The sequence below is a fragment of the Kitasatospora sp. NPDC127121 genome (assembly GCF_042677305.1).
In the GTDB taxonomy this organism is placed as follows: domain Bacteria; phylum Actinomycetota; class Actinomycetes; order Streptomycetales; family Streptomycetaceae; genus Kitasatospora.
Window position 1 is genome coordinate 1 of record NZ_JBHXTQ010000130.1, and the last position, 14130, is coordinate 14130.

At 75.4% G+C, this 14130-nt stretch carries 13 protein-coding genes; 5 read left to right on the plus strand and 8 right to left on the minus strand.

Annotation, left to right across the window (positions count from 1 at the left end; all coding sequences use genetic code 11):
- Window positions 1–129 precede the first annotated feature (129 nt).
- From ACFVHI_RS35890 to ACFVHI_RS35900, 3 genes are all read right to left on the minus strand, one after another.
- The gene (locus ACFVHI_RS35890; RefSeq protein WP_380346189.1) at window positions 130–1344 is read right to left on the minus strand and encodes a cytochrome P450; all 1215 of its coding nucleotides are present in this window, start codon (window positions 1342–1344) and stop codon (window positions 130–132) included.
- Window positions 1345–1495: 151 nt separating this feature from the next.
- Window positions 1496–1714 (minus strand): ferredoxin, encoded by a 219-nt coding sequence (locus ACFVHI_RS35895; RefSeq protein ID WP_063346071.1) that lies wholly within the window; start codon window positions 1712–1714, stop codon window positions 1496–1498.
- Between the two features lie 194 nt (window positions 1715–1908).
- Window positions 1909–3450, minus strand: coding sequence for an ATP-dependent DNA ligase (locus tag ACFVHI_RS35900; protein ID WP_380346191.1), 1542 nt, complete (start codon window positions 3448–3450; stop codon window positions 1909–1911).
- A gap of 214 nt (window positions 3451–3664) precedes the next feature.
- On the opposite strand from ACFVHI_RS35900, the gene ACFVHI_RS35905 reads away from it, so the two are divergent.
- The 3 genes from ACFVHI_RS35905 to ACFVHI_RS35915 all read left to right on the plus strand — a co-directional run bounded on the left by ACFVHI_RS35905 (window position 3665) and on the right by ACFVHI_RS35915 (window position 6985).
- On the plus strand, window positions 3665–4132 hold the full coding sequence (locus tag ACFVHI_RS35905; RefSeq protein WP_380346193.1) for a GNAT family N-acetyltransferase: 468 nt from the start codon (window positions 3665–3667) through the stop codon (window positions 4130–4132).
- Between the two features lie 176 nt (window positions 4133–4308).
- The gene (locus ACFVHI_RS35910) at window positions 4309–5346 is read left to right on the plus strand and encodes a CAP domain-containing protein (RefSeq protein WP_380346194.1); all 1038 of its coding nucleotides are present in this window, start codon (window positions 4309–4311) and stop codon (window positions 5344–5346) included.
- 118 nt (window positions 5347–5464) lie between these two features.
- Complete coding sequence (locus ACFVHI_RS35915) at window positions 5465–6985, plus strand: sigma-70 family RNA polymerase sigma factor (RefSeq protein ID WP_380346195.1); 1521 nt, start codon at window positions 5465–5467, stop codon at window positions 6983–6985.
- A gap of 54 nt (window positions 6986–7039) precedes the next feature.
- Here ACFVHI_RS35915 and ACFVHI_RS35920 read toward each other — a convergent pair whose 3' ends face one another.
- Window positions 7040–7276 carry a hypothetical protein gene (locus ACFVHI_RS35920; protein WP_063346066.1) on the minus strand — a complete coding sequence of 79 codons (237 nt, stop codon included), beginning with the start codon at window positions 7274–7276 and terminating at the stop codon, window positions 7040–7042.
- A 310-nt stretch (window positions 7277–7586) separates the two neighbouring features.
- Here ACFVHI_RS35920 and ACFVHI_RS35925 point away from each other — a divergent pair, with 310 nt between their 5' ends.
- Window positions 7587–8687, plus strand: coding sequence for a hypothetical protein (locus ACFVHI_RS35925; protein WP_063346065.1), 1101 nt, complete (start codon window positions 7587–7589; stop codon window positions 8685–8687).
- 347 nt (window positions 8688–9034) lie between these two features.
- Here the strand turns inward: ACFVHI_RS35925 and ACFVHI_RS35930 are convergent, their stop codons facing one another.
- From ACFVHI_RS35930 to ACFVHI_RS35940, 3 genes are all read right to left on the minus strand, one after another.
- Complete coding sequence (locus ACFVHI_RS35930) at window positions 9035–9895, minus strand: hypothetical protein (RefSeq protein ID WP_380346198.1); 861 nt, start codon at window positions 9893–9895, stop codon at window positions 9035–9037.
- On the minus strand, window positions 9882–10406 hold the full coding sequence (locus ACFVHI_RS35935) for a SigE family RNA polymerase sigma factor (RefSeq protein WP_380346200.1): 525 nt from the start codon (window positions 10404–10406) through the stop codon (window positions 9882–9884). Before ACFVHI_RS35935 ends, ACFVHI_RS35930 begins: the two co-directional genes overlap by 14 nt.
- 384 nt (window positions 10407–10790) lie before the next feature.
- A complete protein-coding gene (locus ACFVHI_RS35940; RefSeq protein WP_380346202.1) occupies window positions 10791–12311 on the minus strand; it encodes a M1 family metallopeptidase in 1521 nt (506 codons plus the stop codon).
- Window positions 12312–12677: 366 nt separating this feature from the next.
- On the opposite strand from ACFVHI_RS35940, the gene ACFVHI_RS35945 reads away from it, so the two are divergent.
- Window positions 12678–13568, plus strand: coding sequence for a carbohydrate kinase (locus ACFVHI_RS35945; RefSeq protein ID WP_380346204.1), 891 nt, complete (start codon window positions 12678–12680; stop codon window positions 13566–13568).
- Here the strand turns inward: ACFVHI_RS35945 and ACFVHI_RS35950 are convergent.
- A complete protein-coding gene (locus tag ACFVHI_RS35950) occupies window positions 13565–14086 on the minus strand; it encodes a GNAT family N-acetyltransferase (protein WP_363372990.1) in 522 nt (173 codons plus the stop codon). The two genes, ACFVHI_RS35945 and ACFVHI_RS35950, sit on opposite strands and share 4 nt — an antisense overlap.
- Between the last annotated feature and the right edge of the window lie 44 nt (window positions 14087–14130).

A 14130-nucleotide genomic window follows, 5' to 3' on the forward strand; every position in this document is an offset into this window, starting at 1 on the left:
TGGACTCCCTCCTCCGCCTTGCGATGCACGCACTCCGACGCCGCGCGCTGATCCGACGTGATCCGAAAGAGAGCCCCTAGACCCTGTCCGGTCGCCGGCCGGCCGGCCCCGCCCTCCGTCCGACGGCCGTCACCAGGTGACGGGCAGCGACCGCATTCCGTAGATGAACGCCTCCGAGCGGAACTTCCGGCCCTCACCGGTGGCCGCCGGCCGCAGGCCGGGCAGCCGCCGGAACAGGGTGGCCAGGGCGATCTGGAGCTCGGCGCGGGCGAGCGGCTGCCCGAGGCACTGGTGCACGCCGAAGCCGAAGGCCATGTGCCGCCGGGCGTCCCGGTCGAGGTCGAGCTCGTCGGCCGGCCGCAGGTCGGCGCCGCCGAACATCTCCTCGTCCTGGTTGGCGGTGGAGATCAGCGCGATCACGCCCTCCCCGGCCTTGATCACGGTGCCGCCCAGCTCGACGTCCTCCAAGGCCACCCGGGGCAGCCCGTGGTCCACGATGGTCAGGTGGCGCAGCAGTTCCTCGACGGCGCCGGGCAGCGCGGCCGGGTCGGCCAGCCTGGCGATCTGCTCGGGCTGGTCGAGGAGCAGGGCGGTGGAGAGCGAGATCATGTTCGCGGTCGTCTCGTGCCCGGCTATCAGCAGCAGGATGCCGGTCGTGGCGACCTCGTCCGGCGTGAGGTCGTCCCGGACGGCGAGCCGGCTGAGTATGTCGTTGCCTGGCTCCTCCCGCTTGCGGGCGGCCAGGCCACCCAGGTACTCGCGCAGTTCGTCCGAGGCGGCCTGGACCTCCTCGGCCGAGCTGTGCTTGTTGAGCAGGGTCCGGCTGAGGCCCTGGAAGCGGTCCCGGTCCTCGTACGGGACGCCGAGCAGCAGGCAGATCACCAGCGAGGGGACGGGCAGCGCGAAGTCGGCGACCAGGTCGGCCTCGGTCCGGCCGTCGGTCATCCGGTCGAGCGCCTCGTCGACGATCTGCTGGATGCCGGGGCGCATCGCCTCGACCCGCTTGACCAGGAAGTCGCCGGTGACCATCCGGCGCTGCCGGGCGTGCTCGGGGTCGTCGAGCCGCAGGAAGCTCGGGTTGGCGAGGAGGGCCTCCCGGCGGCCGGGCACCAGCATCGGGAACCCCGGGTGGCGGGCGTCCGCGCTGAACCGGCGGTCGGACAGGATGGTGCGGACCTCGGCGTAGCCGGTGGCCAGCCAGCAGGACTCGCCGTCGGGCAGGGCGGCGCGGGTGATGGGCGCCGTCGCGGCGGCCTCGGTGTAGGCGGGCGGCGGGCTGAACGGGCAGGCGGCGTCGCGCGGGGCCGGCATCGGGAAGGTCCGGGCGGTGGGTGTGCTCGTCAAGGTGGGGTCTCCTTGCGTCGCAATGTCCTCGGGTGGGTGGGGTGGCGCCGGGGTCTACGGTTCGCGCGACGGCGGCCGGGAGCGGCGGTCGTAACGGTGGCCGGGGCCGGGGCCGGCGCGGGCAGGGGGCCGTCGGGAGCCGCTGGGGGCGTCAGCCGGCGTCCTCGGCGGAGTCCTCCTCGGTGACGGTGATCGCGCCGCCCGGGCAGAGCTCGGCGGCGAGCCTCAGCACCGCGAACTGCGGGGGCTTGAACTCGGTCTGACGGAGGATCACCAGACTGTCCTGCTCGTCCTGGTCGAAGATCTCCGGAGCGTTCAGGACGCACATCCCGGAGCTGCAGCAGCGGTCCCGGTCGACGCTCACCTTCATGGTCGAGCACCTCTCGCCAGTGCGGCGCCGGGCGTCCGGCGGCCGCCTCTCGTTGTCATTGCCAACCTAACCGCCACCCTTGCGTCCACGGAGGGGCGATGCGGGGATCGTCCAGAATGGCCGATTCGGTTCGGAGCCGGTCCAGCGCCGCCGCAAAGGGGTTTGAAATTGACGTTACTCCGCCAAAGGGCGGCTCACAGCCCCTCGGCGGCGGCGATCTCCCGGACGGTGGCGACGGTGTCGGCCTCGGCCGCGCCCTTGTCCGGCCGGTAGCGCACCACCCGGGCGAACCGCAGGGCCAGCCCCGCCGGGTAGCGGGGGCTGCGCTGGAGACCGTCGAAGGCGATCTCGACGACCAGTTCCGGCCGGACCCGCACCGTCCAGTCGTCCCGCCCGCTCTCGCGGGCGAGGAGTTCGGCGGTCTGCCAGGCGAGCGTCTCGTCGGTGAGGCCCTTGAAGGTCTTGCCGAGCATCACCCACGGGCCAAGCCCGGGCTCGCTCGCCGCCCGGGCGCCCAGGTGCAGATTGCTGAGGAGGCCGCGCCGCCGGCCGCTGCCCCACTCGGCGGCCAGCACCACCAGGTCCAGCATGTGCCGGGGCTTCACCTTGATCCAGCCGGCACCGCGCCGCCCGGCCGCGTACCCGGCCGCCGGGTCCTTGACCAGGACGCCCTCGTGACCGCGGGCCAGGGTCTCGCGGAAGAACTCCAGTGCCCGCTCGCCGTCCCCGGTCTCGGTGCGGGGCACCCGCAGGCCCTCCGGCACCGCCCCGTCCAGCGCCGCCCACCGCTCCCGGCCGGGGCGGTCCACCAGGTCCTCGCCGTCCCGGTGCAGCAGGTCGAAGAAGAAGGCGCTGAGCGGGACTTCGGCACGCAGCCGCTCCGGATCCCGCCGGGAGGCGGTGCGCGCGGCGGTCTCCTGGAACGGGCGCGGCCGCCCGTCGGGCCCGAGCGCGATCGCCTCGCCGTCCAGCACCGCCGAGCGCAGCGGCAGCGCGAGCGCCGCCTCGGCCACCTCGGGGACGCGCGCGGTGATGTCGTCCAGGCCGCGGGTGAACACCGCGACCTCCGCGCCGTCCCGGTGCACCTGCACCCGGACGCCGTCCAGCTTCCACTCCAGCGCGGCCGGGCCGGTGCGCTCCAGCGCCGAGGCCACGTCGGGCGCGGAGGCGGCCAGCATCGGCCGCACCGCCCGGCCCACTTCCAGCCGGAACGCGGCCAGCGCGGGCGCCCCGCCGGTCAGCGCCGCCTCCGCCACCGCCCGGGCGGAGCCACGGAACATCAGCGCCCGGCGCACCGCCGCCGCGGGCACCCCGGCGGCCTGGGCGACGGCGTCGCCGACCAGCGCGTCCAGCGCGCCCTGGCGCAGCTCCCCGACCAGCACCGCGCGCAGGAACGCCTGCTCGACCTCGGTCGCCCGGGCGAACAGCCCGGCCAGCAGCCGCCGCCGCTCGGCCTGCGCGCCGGGCCCGTGTACCTCGGCGATCCGCTCCAATTCCCGTTCGGTCTCCCGGACGCCGAGCGAGGCCTCGGCGGCGGGCGGCGGCAGGTCGCGCAGGCCCGCCGGGCCGACGCCGGTGCGCAGCCGCTGCGACTCGCCCGACAGCAGGCCCACCGCCGCCGGGGCCTCGGCCGGGCCCAGTGCGCGCAGGCAGTCCGCGAGCAGCGCCGTCTTGGCCCGCCGTCCGGGCTCGGCGGCGACGGCACGGGACGTCTGGGCCAGGTGCCGCAGCCGCATGGCGCTCCTCGGGTGGTGCGTGGCCGGGCGTCCAGGATCGGCCACCCGACCGGCCGGCGCACGGCGGGGGGCGCGTCCGTACCGCGCCGGAGTGGAGTGCGCGGGCGGCCGGTCTTGGCCGTGGTGGAGTTCGGCGCGGAGCCGATGGCCCGTCATGCTGGCGCCACACCGCGGCCCGGCGACCCCGGGGCCCGCCCGACCGAGGGAGACCGAGTTGACCACCACGACCCGCTGGAGCGTCGGCGCGCCGGAGCGCGCCGACTACCCCGCCTGGCGCGAACTCTTCCGTGGCTACTGCGCGTTCTACCGGGTGCCGATGCCGGAGGAGAAGGCCGAACTGGTCTGGTCCTGGCTCCACGACCCGGACCACGAACTGGAGGGCCTGCTGGTCCGCGACGGCGACGGCAAGCCGGTCGGGCTCGCCCACTACCGCCCCTTCGCCCGCCCCCTGCACGGCGCCGTCGGCGGCTTCCTCGACGACCTGTTCGTCGCGCCCGAGGTGCGCGGCGGCGGAGCGGTGGACCAGCTGCTGGCCCGGCTGCGGGCGATCGCCGCCGAGCGCGGCTGGAACACCGTCCGCTGGATCACCGCGGACGACAACCACCGTGCCCGCAGCAAGTACGACCAGGTCGCCACCCGGACCATGTTCGTCACCTACGACATGGCCCCGGACGCCTCGTGACCCGCGTGCGGGCGGCCTGAGGGCGGGCCTCGGGAGCGGGCCCCGGGTGCGGTCGCGGCCGGGCCCGTGATCCTGGTGCCGGACATTCGTTCGGACTTTCTGTTATCGGCGCGCCGCCGGGCGGTCTCCCAGGTGTCGGCACCCGACCCGCCGACCCGGACAGAAAGCGTGGGCACGTGAACAGCGACGACAGGACGACCATCCTCCCGGCGATCGGTGCCGAGAGCGGTGCACGGAGCGGAGCCTCCGGCCGACCCGGCGGCCGCGCCGCGCGCCGGGCCGCCCAGCGGCACACGGAACGCCCCGGAGGCCGGGGCCGCCGGGCCCGACGGCGCGGCCCGGTCGGCCCGGTCGCCGCCGTCGCCGCCGCCGTGGCCGGCACCGGACTGCTCGCCGCCCTGGTCGGCGCCGGCTACGCGGCCTACGGCGGCAAGCAGGCCGACCGGGACACCACCGGCCAGGCGATGGCGGCGGACGCCGCCCTGATAGCCGCCGAGGCCGGCACCCACGACGGCATCCAGGTCCCCGGCGCCGGGGGAGCGGGCCCCGACGTCGCCGCGCCGCCGGCCACCCCGGCCACCTCGGCCGCCACCGACCCGGCGTCGGCTCCGGCCAGTGCCGCCGCGACCACCCCCGCCGCCCCGGCGTCCCCGACAGCCCCGGCGACCGCGAGGGCGACGCCGACCCCGACGGCCACCGGTAAGCCGGGCCCGAGCACGCCCGTGACCGCTCCCGCTCCCGCCAAGCCCACCGGTACCCCGGCCGCCGCGCAGCGCACCGGGGCCCCTACGAGCGCCTCGGTGCCCACCCCGGTCGGCGGCGGCGCCGCGCCCTCCTCCGCCCAGCAGGTCGTCGACCTGGTCAACGTCGAACGCGCCAAGGCCGGCTGCGGCCCGGTCAGCGCCGAGCCCCGGCTGGCCAGCGCCGCCCAGTCGCACAGCGACGACATGGCGGACCGCAACTACTTCGACCACGCCAGCCCCGACGGAGACCACGCCGACCACCGCATCGAGGCGACCGGCTACCGCTGGAGCACCTGGGGCGAGAACATCGCCCGCGGCCAGAAGGACCCGGCCGCGGTGATGGAGTCCTGGATGAACAGCCCCGGTCACCGTGCGAACATCCTGAACTGCGCGTTCAAGCAGCTCGGGGTCGGTGTGCGGACCGGTTCGGGCGGCCCCTGGTGGACCCAGGTCTTCGCGGCCCCGGCCTGACCGGCCCTCCGGCAGGGCCCGTTTTCCGATTCCGCGCAAATTGTTGTTATCTGATCACTCACCACAGGTCTCCGAGGAGGCAGCGGCGAACGGAACACGGCAAGACGGAGTGCGGACCATGAACGCTGACGTGCAGAACAGGACCGGGACCACCCTGGTACGCGCGGCCCAGGCGGGCGACCGGCAGGCCCAGGAGGCGCTGGTCGCCGCCTGGCTGCCGCTCGTCTACAACGTCGCCGGGCGCGCCCTGGACGGTCACGCCGACGTCGACGACGTCGCCCAGGAGACCATGATCCGCGCCCTGGACGGCCTGGACGGGCTGCGCGAGCCGGAGTCCTTCCGCTCCTGGCTGGTCGCCATCACCATGAACCAGATCCGTCGCCGCCACGCCGCCGGCCAGCAGCAGCCCACCGTCGGCGGCCTCGACGAGACCTGGGAACTCGCCGACCCCAGGGCCGACTTCACCGACCTCACCGTCCTGCGCCTCGGCCTCTCCGGCCAACGCCGGGAAGTCGCCGAGGCCACCCGCTGGCTCGACCCCGACGACCGCGAACTCCTCGCCCTCTGGTGGCTGGAGGCCAGCGGCGAACTCACCCGCGCCGAACTGGCCGAAGCCCTCGACCTGACCCCGCAGCACACCGCCGTCCGCGTGCAGCGGATGAAGAAGCAGCTCGAAGCCGGCCGGATCGTCGTCCGCGCCCTCGGCGCCTACCCCCGCTGCCCCGAACTCGCCGACGTCACCACCGGTTTCGACGGCACCCCCAACTCCGTGTGGCGCAAGCGCATCGCCCGCCACATCCGCGGCTGCGCCACCTGCGACCGCCTCGGCCGCGACCTCTTCCCCGCCGAAGGGCTGCTGGCCGGCCTCGCCCTGGTGCCGATCCCGCTCGGCTCGCCCGCGCTGCTGCACTTCCAGCACACCGCGGCCACCGTCGCCACCGCCGCCCCGACCGCCGCGAGCACCCATGGTGGTTGGGCCGGGACGGCCGCGCGCAAGGCCGTCCTGGCGAGCGGTGCGGTGGCGGTGGTGACCGTCACCACCCTCGCCCTGGTCTGGTCGCACCCCGCCGAAACCCCGCTGGAGGCGGCCCCCGAACCCACCACCCCGGCCGCCGCTCCCGCCGCCCCGGTGCCCACCGCGACCCCGGCCTCCGCCCCGGTCACGCTGGCGGCCACGCCCACGCCGACCCCCAGCGAGACGGCGACGGCCACGCCGTCACCCACCGCCACCCGGTCGGTGGCCCCGCCGCCGCCCAGCCCGGAGCGCCAACTCGTCGACCTCGTCAACGCCGAACGCGGCAAGGTGGGCTGCGCCCCCCTGCGGATCGACCCCCGACTGCACACGGCCGCCCAGAAGCACGCCGACGACATGGTCGCCCGCGGCTTCTTCGACCACGTCAACCCGGACGGTGTCCGCACCGACGCCCGGCTGACCGCCGTCGGCTACCGCTGGTCCCAGTGGGGCGAGAACCTCGACCGGGGCCCGACGTCCCCCGCCGCGGTGGTCGCCCACTGGATGGACGGCGGCATCCACCAGACCAACATGCTGGACTGCGGCTTCAAGGACGTCGGCATCGGTCTGGCCACCGGCCCCGCCGGCGTCTACTGGACCCAGGACCTCGGCGCCCAGCTGCCCTGACGCCGCACCGCCCCGCTGTCCTGACGCCGCGCTGCTGCGAGCTATGCGGGGGAGCTATGCGGGGGTGACCCCGACCAGTCCGTCGGCCGAGCCCGTCACGTACCCGGTCGCCTCCCCGACCACGCCGCCCGCGTCCCCGACCTGCCCCGGCAACGCGTCCGGCGCACTGGTCAGCGACCCGGACATTCCGTCCTGCCCCCCGACGGCACTGGCGTGCGCACTCGGTGCGGTGAGCGAGGCCACGAAACCCACGGCGAGCGAGGCGACGGCGAGCATGCTGCGCTTCTTCATGGCGGGTCCAACGACGATCCGCCGGGCGGGTTACGAGGGCGGCGGCGGATTCCCTCGTCCGTGGCCGTGCGGCCGGGGCCGTGGCACAGCCGCAGCCCGGTGACGGCCGGTCGGCCGAACGGCGGCGCCGCGGGCGCCGGACGGGCTGCCGGGCCCCGGGCCTTTTCCGGTGGCGGGAGGCGTGGGAGGGCGGTGGGATGGGGAGGGGTCGGGAATGATTCCGGCAAATCGGTTGAATCACCACACTTTCGGTCTCATCGACGTCGGTCTCATCGACCAGGACCCCCCACCGCGACACGAAGGGCACCCGATGCACGCAGCCGAGCTCACGCCAGCTGTCCTCGCCGAGCTGCGCCGCCCCCGGCGCTACCCGGCCGTCTCCGTTCTGCTGCCCACCCACCGCAGCGAGCCCGACAACACCCAGGACCCGGTCCGCCTGCGCAACCTCGTCGCCGAGGCGAAGAACCGACTGCACGCCGACGAGGCGGTCAGCCGGGCCGACCGGCTGGACGTCGTCGAGCAGCTGGACCGCGCGCTCACCGAGGTCGACCTCGTGCACGCCGAGGACGGCTTGGTGATCTACGCCGCCCCCGGCGAGCACCAGGTGTGGTCCCTGCCGCGCCCGGTGCCCGCCCGGGTCGTGCTGTCCGAGACCTTCCTGACCCGCAACCTGGTCTCCGCCTACACCGCCGGTGCGCCCTACTGGGTGCTGACCGTCGCCGCCGACCGGGTCGCCCTGTTCAGCGGCAGCGGAGCGCACCTGGCCGAGCACACGAGTGCCGCCTTCCCGCTCGACCAGGTCCCGCCGGACTGGGACGTCGAGCGCAAGGAGCGGATCGGGGACGTACCGAGCACCTTCCGCGACGAGGAGACCCGCCGCTTCCTGCGTTCGGCCGACACCGCGCTGGCCGCCGTGCTGGAGGCCGACAACCGCCCGCTGTACGTGCTCGGCGAGGCCGCCGCGATCTCCCTGCTCGACGAGGTCGGCACCGCCGCCAAGCGCGCCACCGCCCAGGTCTCGCGCGGCGGCCTCGGCCATGCCGCCGCCGCCGCGGTGGCCGAGGCCGTCCGGTCCACGGTCGCCGAGCAGGGCAGCAAGGCCGTCACCGAGCTGCACGAGCGCCTCGACCAGGCCCAGGGTGTGAAGGGCCTGGCCGCCGGCATCGACGAGGTCTGGCAGACCGTCGCCGAGGGCCGCGCCGCGGTGGTCGCGGTGGAGGAGGACTACTGGCAGCCCGTTCGGGTGACCGACAATCACCTCGTCCCGGCGGCGGCCGGTGAGCCCGACGTCCGCGAGGACATGGTCGACGAGATCGTGGAGCGCGCCCTCGACACCGGCGCCAAGGTGCAGTTCGTCCCCACCGGCGAACTCGACGCCCGCGGCCACATCGCGGCCGTCCTGCGGTACTGAGTCGCCCGGTACTGACCCGCCCGGTGCGGGCCCGGCAACGGCCGCCGGGCCCGCACCGCCGTGTCACGGCCGCGTCAGGACCGGTGGAACGCCCGCCCGGCAGCACCCGAGGAGACCGACCAGACCCCGGGTATCAGCCCGCCGGTGATCGGCAGGGCGTCCGCACCGCGCAGGGCCACCACGCCACCTTCGCCGTTCCGCCGCGCCGTCCACCGGTCGCAGCCCCCGGCATCTGCCCGTCGCCGCTCGCCACCCATGAGAGGACCCCCGTTCTCTGATCGTGCTCGGGACGCTAGCAGCAGCCACTGACACTGAACGCGGGGCGGCCAGCGCGGCCCGGACGGTCCTCAGCGGGTCGTGGTCGGCGAGGGACTGCTCCCCTCGGCGGCCCGGATCGAGTCCAGCACCTGCTGCACCTGCTGGATCGTCACGTGCGACGGCACCCGCATGCAGGCCGTCAGCTGGATCAGCACCAGCGTGCCGGTCCGGGCGACGGCCCGGTGGCCGATGAGCTCACGGGTGCCGCCGAGCGTGAGGCATTCCTTGTCGAGCGCGATGTCGGAGGTGACGGCCGATGAGGTGGTGAACTTCCCGACCAGGTCCGGTTGGTCCACCAACCGGAGGGTGAGGAGGGCGCCGCCGACGGGCAACAGCGTGTCGCCCGGGCAGGCGATGCCCGCCGTCCGGCAGGGGGACACGGGGCCGATCGGCCCGTTGGCCAGGTAGCCGATGCCGTTCCGGGGGTCGCCGCTGAAGGTGCTCTGGCTGTACCAGCCGCTCGGCAGGTCGAGCGCCACGTTCGGGTACGACGGGAAGTGGACCTGCGACCTGGCCGTCGGCACCATGGTCGGTGTCGCGCTGGCGCCGGCGCCGGCCGTCGGAACGGGCGGCTCCCCGCCCGGCACCGTCTCGGCCGGTCCGGCCGCCACGCTCGGCCCCGCCGCCGCCACCCCCCGCTCCGGCGTGGGCGCGATCGCGGGCGCGGCGGCCAGCGCCGCGGCGACCAGCCCGGCGGTCAGTCCGGCCCCGAGCCCGGCGGCCCGCCGTCGGCGCCGGGTGCCGATGGCGCGGGCGCGCACCCGTTCCATCCGGTCCTCGGGCGTGGCGAGCTCCGGTACGGCCTGGTGGAGCAGGATCCGCAGCTCATCCTCGCCCTCACCGCCGTCCGGCCTCGGGTCGTCCGGGTCCAGCAGGTCAGTACCGATCACGAGGTCCCCCTGCCAGCAGCAGTTCCCGGGCCGGCAGCCGACCGCGCAGCGCGGCGAGCGCGCGGTGCGTCTGGCTCTTGACCGTGCCGGTGCTGCAGCCCAGGACCTCGGCGGTCTCCTCGACGCTGAGGTCCTCGAAGAAGCGCAGCACCACCACGGCCCGTTGGCGGGGCGGCAGGCCACGGACGGCCTGGGCGACCACCTCTCCGAGCACCACCCCTTCGTACGGGTCCGCGCTCGCCGGCGGCGGCTCCGGCAGTTCGCCGTGCGGCAGTTCGCCGGTCCAGCGGCGGCGCCACCAGGAGACGTTGCAGTTGACCAGCACCTTCCGCAGGTAGGCCTCGGGCCGGTCGATGGAGATCCGGTCCCATTTGGGCCAGACCTTGGCGAGCGCGGTCTGCAGCAGATCCTCGGCCTGGTGCGGGTCGCCGGTCAACAGCCAGGCCACCCGCAGCATCTTCGGGCCGCAGGCGGAGACGAACTCCTCGAAGTCCGGTGTGCCATCCCTCATCCCGCCGTCCCCGCCATGGTGTCCGTGCCGTCCCTGTCAGCCGTGGCGGCCTGCTGGGCCGCGATCGTGGTGTCCTACTCACAGCTGATGAACGTGCTGGACGGTGTTCCGGGTTGTCTTCCGGGCGCGGGGATTTTCGGCGGACCGGCGCGGGGAGGTTGGACGGCCCGCGAGCCGGCCGGGACTCGGCCGGGCGGCGGGCGGGCCGTGGGCACCACGATGGCCCCGTCGGGCCCGTCCGGCCAGAGGCGCTCATGGGGCGTCCGGGCGCACGATGCGGCGCGCCAGGGGCGTACGGGTGGGACGCAGGGGGCGGCGGACCACGGATCGGGCGGGCCACGGATCAGGCCGGACCGCGGATCAGGCCGGCCGGGCGACGGTGGGTCAGAGCGTCCCGGAGCCGTGCGGCGCCTCGGTGGGGACACCGCGGGCGGAGGCCGCCGGGTCCGAGGTCACCGGGGCGACCGTCCAGTCGGGGTGGCCGGGCATCGGCGGGGTGCGCAGCCCGTACAGCCAGTCGGTGAGGAAGCCGGAGAGGTCCTGGCCGGAGACCTCGGAGGCGGTGCGCAGGTAGTCCCGGGTGCTGGCGGTGCCGTACCGGTGCTCACGCAGGAAGGTGCGCTCGATCCGGTCGAAGGCCTCGGCGCCGACCCGCTCGCGCAGCGCGAACAGCACCAGCGCGCCGCCGGTGTAGCGCTGGCTGTCGAAGAGCTTGGCGGCGCTGGGAGCGGCGACCGGTCCGGAGTCGTGCCGCCACTGGTCGCCGAGGCGGTAGAGGGCCCGCATCCGGTCGACCAGGGTGGTGTGGCCCCAGGCGTCCGGCCAGCCGCGCTCGTAGCGGTAGACCAGGGCGTAGTAGTCGGCGTGCCCCTCGTTGAGCCACAGGTCCGCCCAGCTGGCGGGGGAGACGCTGTCGCCGAACCAGGAGTGCACCAGCTCGTGCATCTGGTGCGAGCCGATCGCGGACTCGGGCTGGCGCAGGAAGCCCGGCTTGTAGAGGGTGAGGGTCTGGGTCTCCAGGCCGGTGAAGCCGAACGCGGCCGGGTCGTCGGTGTCGGCCGGCAGGAGGCCGTAGGTCTCGAAGGGGAACGGCCCGAGGTGCTGCTCGGCCCAGGTCAGCTGGTCGGCGGTGAGCGCCAGGGCGGGTTCGAGGTCGGCGGCCCGGGCGGTCGGGACGACGTCGCGCAGCGGCAGGCCGTGCGGGCCGGTGCGCTCGCGGACGGTGTAGTCCCCGACGGAGACCTGCACCAGCTCGGTGGCCATCGGCTCGCGGGAGGCGTAGCGCCGGGTGGTCCGGCCGTCGCCGAGCCGTTCGGTCTGCGCCAACTCCCCGTTGGCGACGCCCAGCAGGCGGTCGGGCGCGGTGACGGCGATGGTGAACCGGGCCTTGTCGCTGGGGTGGTCGTTGCACGGGAAGACGGTGTGCGCGCTGTCCGGCTGGCCGGCCACCGCGAAGCCGTCCGGGGTCGGGACCCAGCCGGTGTGCGGGAGCCTGGCGCGCGGGTCGGCGGTGTACTCGACGGTCAGCCGCGCGGTGGTGCCGCGGTGCAGGGGCCGGGCCGGGGTGATGGTCAGTTTCTCGTCGTGGGCGGCGAACTCCGCCGGGCGCCCGTCGACCCGGACGGCGCGCACGGTCAGGCCCAGCGCGTCCAGCTCCAGGCGCGCCAGGGTGCGGGACGGCCGGGCGGTGATCACCGCGGTCGCGTCGACGGTGCGGGTAGCGGCCCGGTAGTCGAAGGACAGGTCGTAGGCGAGGGCGTCGTACCCGCTGTTGCCGAGCGAGGGGAAGACCGGGTCGCCGAGGCCGTCCGCGGCGGTGGCGGCCCTGGCGCCGGCGGACAGCAGCGCCGCACTGAGCACGAGGGGGAGGACGAGGCCGAGACGGGGCCTGGACAGGGCGATCACCGCACTTCGGGAGTCGTGGCCCCGGGGGGCCTGGCTTCGGGACTCGTGGCTTCGGGTGCCCCGGTGAGCAGCGGGGCCGGCCGGCGGTACGTGCGCGACGCACCGGGCACGGACCCTAGCGGACCGGGGCGCCCGCCCGGCGCCGCCGCCCGGACGGCTGTCGACACGAGGCCATCCCCCGGACGGCCTACAGCGATGGCGGGGCCGCCGCGCGCTGACTAACGTTCGAAGTGCTTCGCCCCCTGACGGACGAGGCCACGGCCGTCGGAGAACCTGGCCAGGTCCGGCGGCCGTCCTTCATGCCCGGGTGCACCCCGTAGGCTGGCGGCCGAGACGACGCCCGCGTACCGGATGCCAGGAGCCGCCGTGACCAGCCCCGATTCGCACGTTCTGGTGATCGGCGAGTGCGTCGCCGACGTCGTCCGTACGGATGGCGCCCCGGACACCGTCCACCCCGGCGGCAGCCCCGCGAACGTCGCGTACGGCCTGGCCCGGTTGGGGCGGCCCGCCACCCTGCTCACCCAGCTCGGGGACGACGCCAACGGCCGGCTGATCCGGGCGCACCTGGAGTCGGCGGGGGTGGTGGTCCGGGCCGCGGGGGTGGCGCGGACCCCCTCGGCCGTGGTGCGCCTCGACGGACAGGGGCGGGCGCGCTACACCTTCGACATCGGCTGGACGTTGCCGCCGACCGAACTCGCCGAAGCGCCGGGCGCGATCCACCTCGGCTCGATCGGGGCGGTCACCGACCCGGGCGCGGCGGCGGTGCTGGCGCTGGTCGAGCGGTGGCGCGGCCGGTCGCAGATCAGTTACGACCCGAACGTGCGCCCCGCGCTGATGGGCGAGCGGGCGCAGGCCGTGCGGCGGGTGGAGCGCTGCGTGGCGCTGAGCGACGTGGTCAAGGCGAGCGACGAGGACCTGGCCTGGCTCTACCCCGGCGAGGACGCGGAGGCGGTCGCGCGCCGCTGGCTCGCCCTCGGCCCGGCCGTGGTCGCGGTGACCCTGGGTGCCGACGGCGCGTTCGCGCTCACCGCCGGGGGCGGGCACGCGCGGGCCGCAGCCGTTCCGGTGCCGGTCGCCGACACCGTCGGCGCCGGGGACTCCTTCACGGCGGCTTTCCTGCACGCCCGCGCCGCCGGCGCCGACCTCGTCGGCTGCCTCACCCAGGCGGTGACGGCCGCCGCGCTGACCGTCTCCCGCCCCGGCGCCAACCCGCCCTCGACGGCGGAGCTGACGGCCGCCCTGGCGCAGGCGGGTTAGCCGGCCAGCTCCTTGCCGTACCAGACCTGGGCGTACGGGCCGCTGCTGTAGGCGGGGATCTCGCGGTAGCCGTGGCGGGTGTAGAGCGCGCGGGCCTCGACCAGGTCGAGGCGGGTGTCGAGGACGATCCGCCGGGCGCCGAGCGAGCGGGCGGCCTCGTCGACGGCGGCGAGCAGCCGGGCGCCGCCGCCGGTGCCGCGCAGGCCGGGGCGGACGAACACCCGGGTCAGCTCGACGGTGTCGGCGTCGCGACGGCGCAGCCCGGCGCAGGACTGGGCCGCGCCGTCGTAGTGGCCGAGCAGGAAGAGCCCGTCCGGTGCGGCGAGGTCGTCGCTGGGGGAGCCGGCCAGCCCCGACTCCAGTTCCTCGGGGGTGCCTTCGCGGCCGAGGTGCAGGCGGTAGTAGCGGTTGGCCACGTCGTAGTAGTACTCGCGTAGCAGGGCCAGGGCCTCGGGTGCGGTGACGTCCGCCGTGGCGACGGACCAGAGGCGGGCGGTGCGGGGCGCGGTGTCGGTCATGGGCGCATGATCGGTGGTCGCCCTGTCTCTTATACACATCTCCG

Excerpts from the sequence above, each read along its gene's own strand:
- ACFVHI_RS35920 (WP_063346066.1), bottom strand. The coding sequence starts at position 7,276 with ATGAAGAAGCGCAGCATGCTCGCCGTCGCCTCGCTCGCCGTGGGTTTC.
- ACFVHI_RS35935 (WP_380346200.1), bottom strand. The coding sequence starts at position 10,406 with ATGAGGGATGGCACACCGGACTTCGAGGAGTTCGTCTCCGCCTGCGGC.
- ACFVHI_RS35895 (WP_063346071.1), bottom strand. The coding sequence starts at position 1,714 with ATGAAGGTGAGCGTCGACCGGGACCGCTGCTGCAGCTCCGGGATGTGC.
- ACFVHI_RS35950 (WP_363372990.1), bottom strand. The coding sequence starts at position 14,086 with ATGACCGACACCGCGCCCCGCACCGCCCGCCTCTGGTCCGTCGCCACG.
- ACFVHI_RS35925 (WP_063346065.1), top strand. The coding sequence starts at position 7,587 with ATGCACGCAGCCGAGCTCACGCCAGCTGTCCTCGCCGAGCTGCGCCGC.
- ACFVHI_RS35915 (WP_380346195.1), top strand. The coding sequence starts at position 5,465 with ATGAACGCTGACGTGCAGAACAGGACCGGGACCACCCTGGTACGCGCG.
- ACFVHI_RS35900 (WP_380346191.1), bottom strand. The coding sequence starts at position 3,450 with ATGCGGCTGCGGCACCTGGCCCAGACGTCCCGTGCCGTCGCCGCCGAG.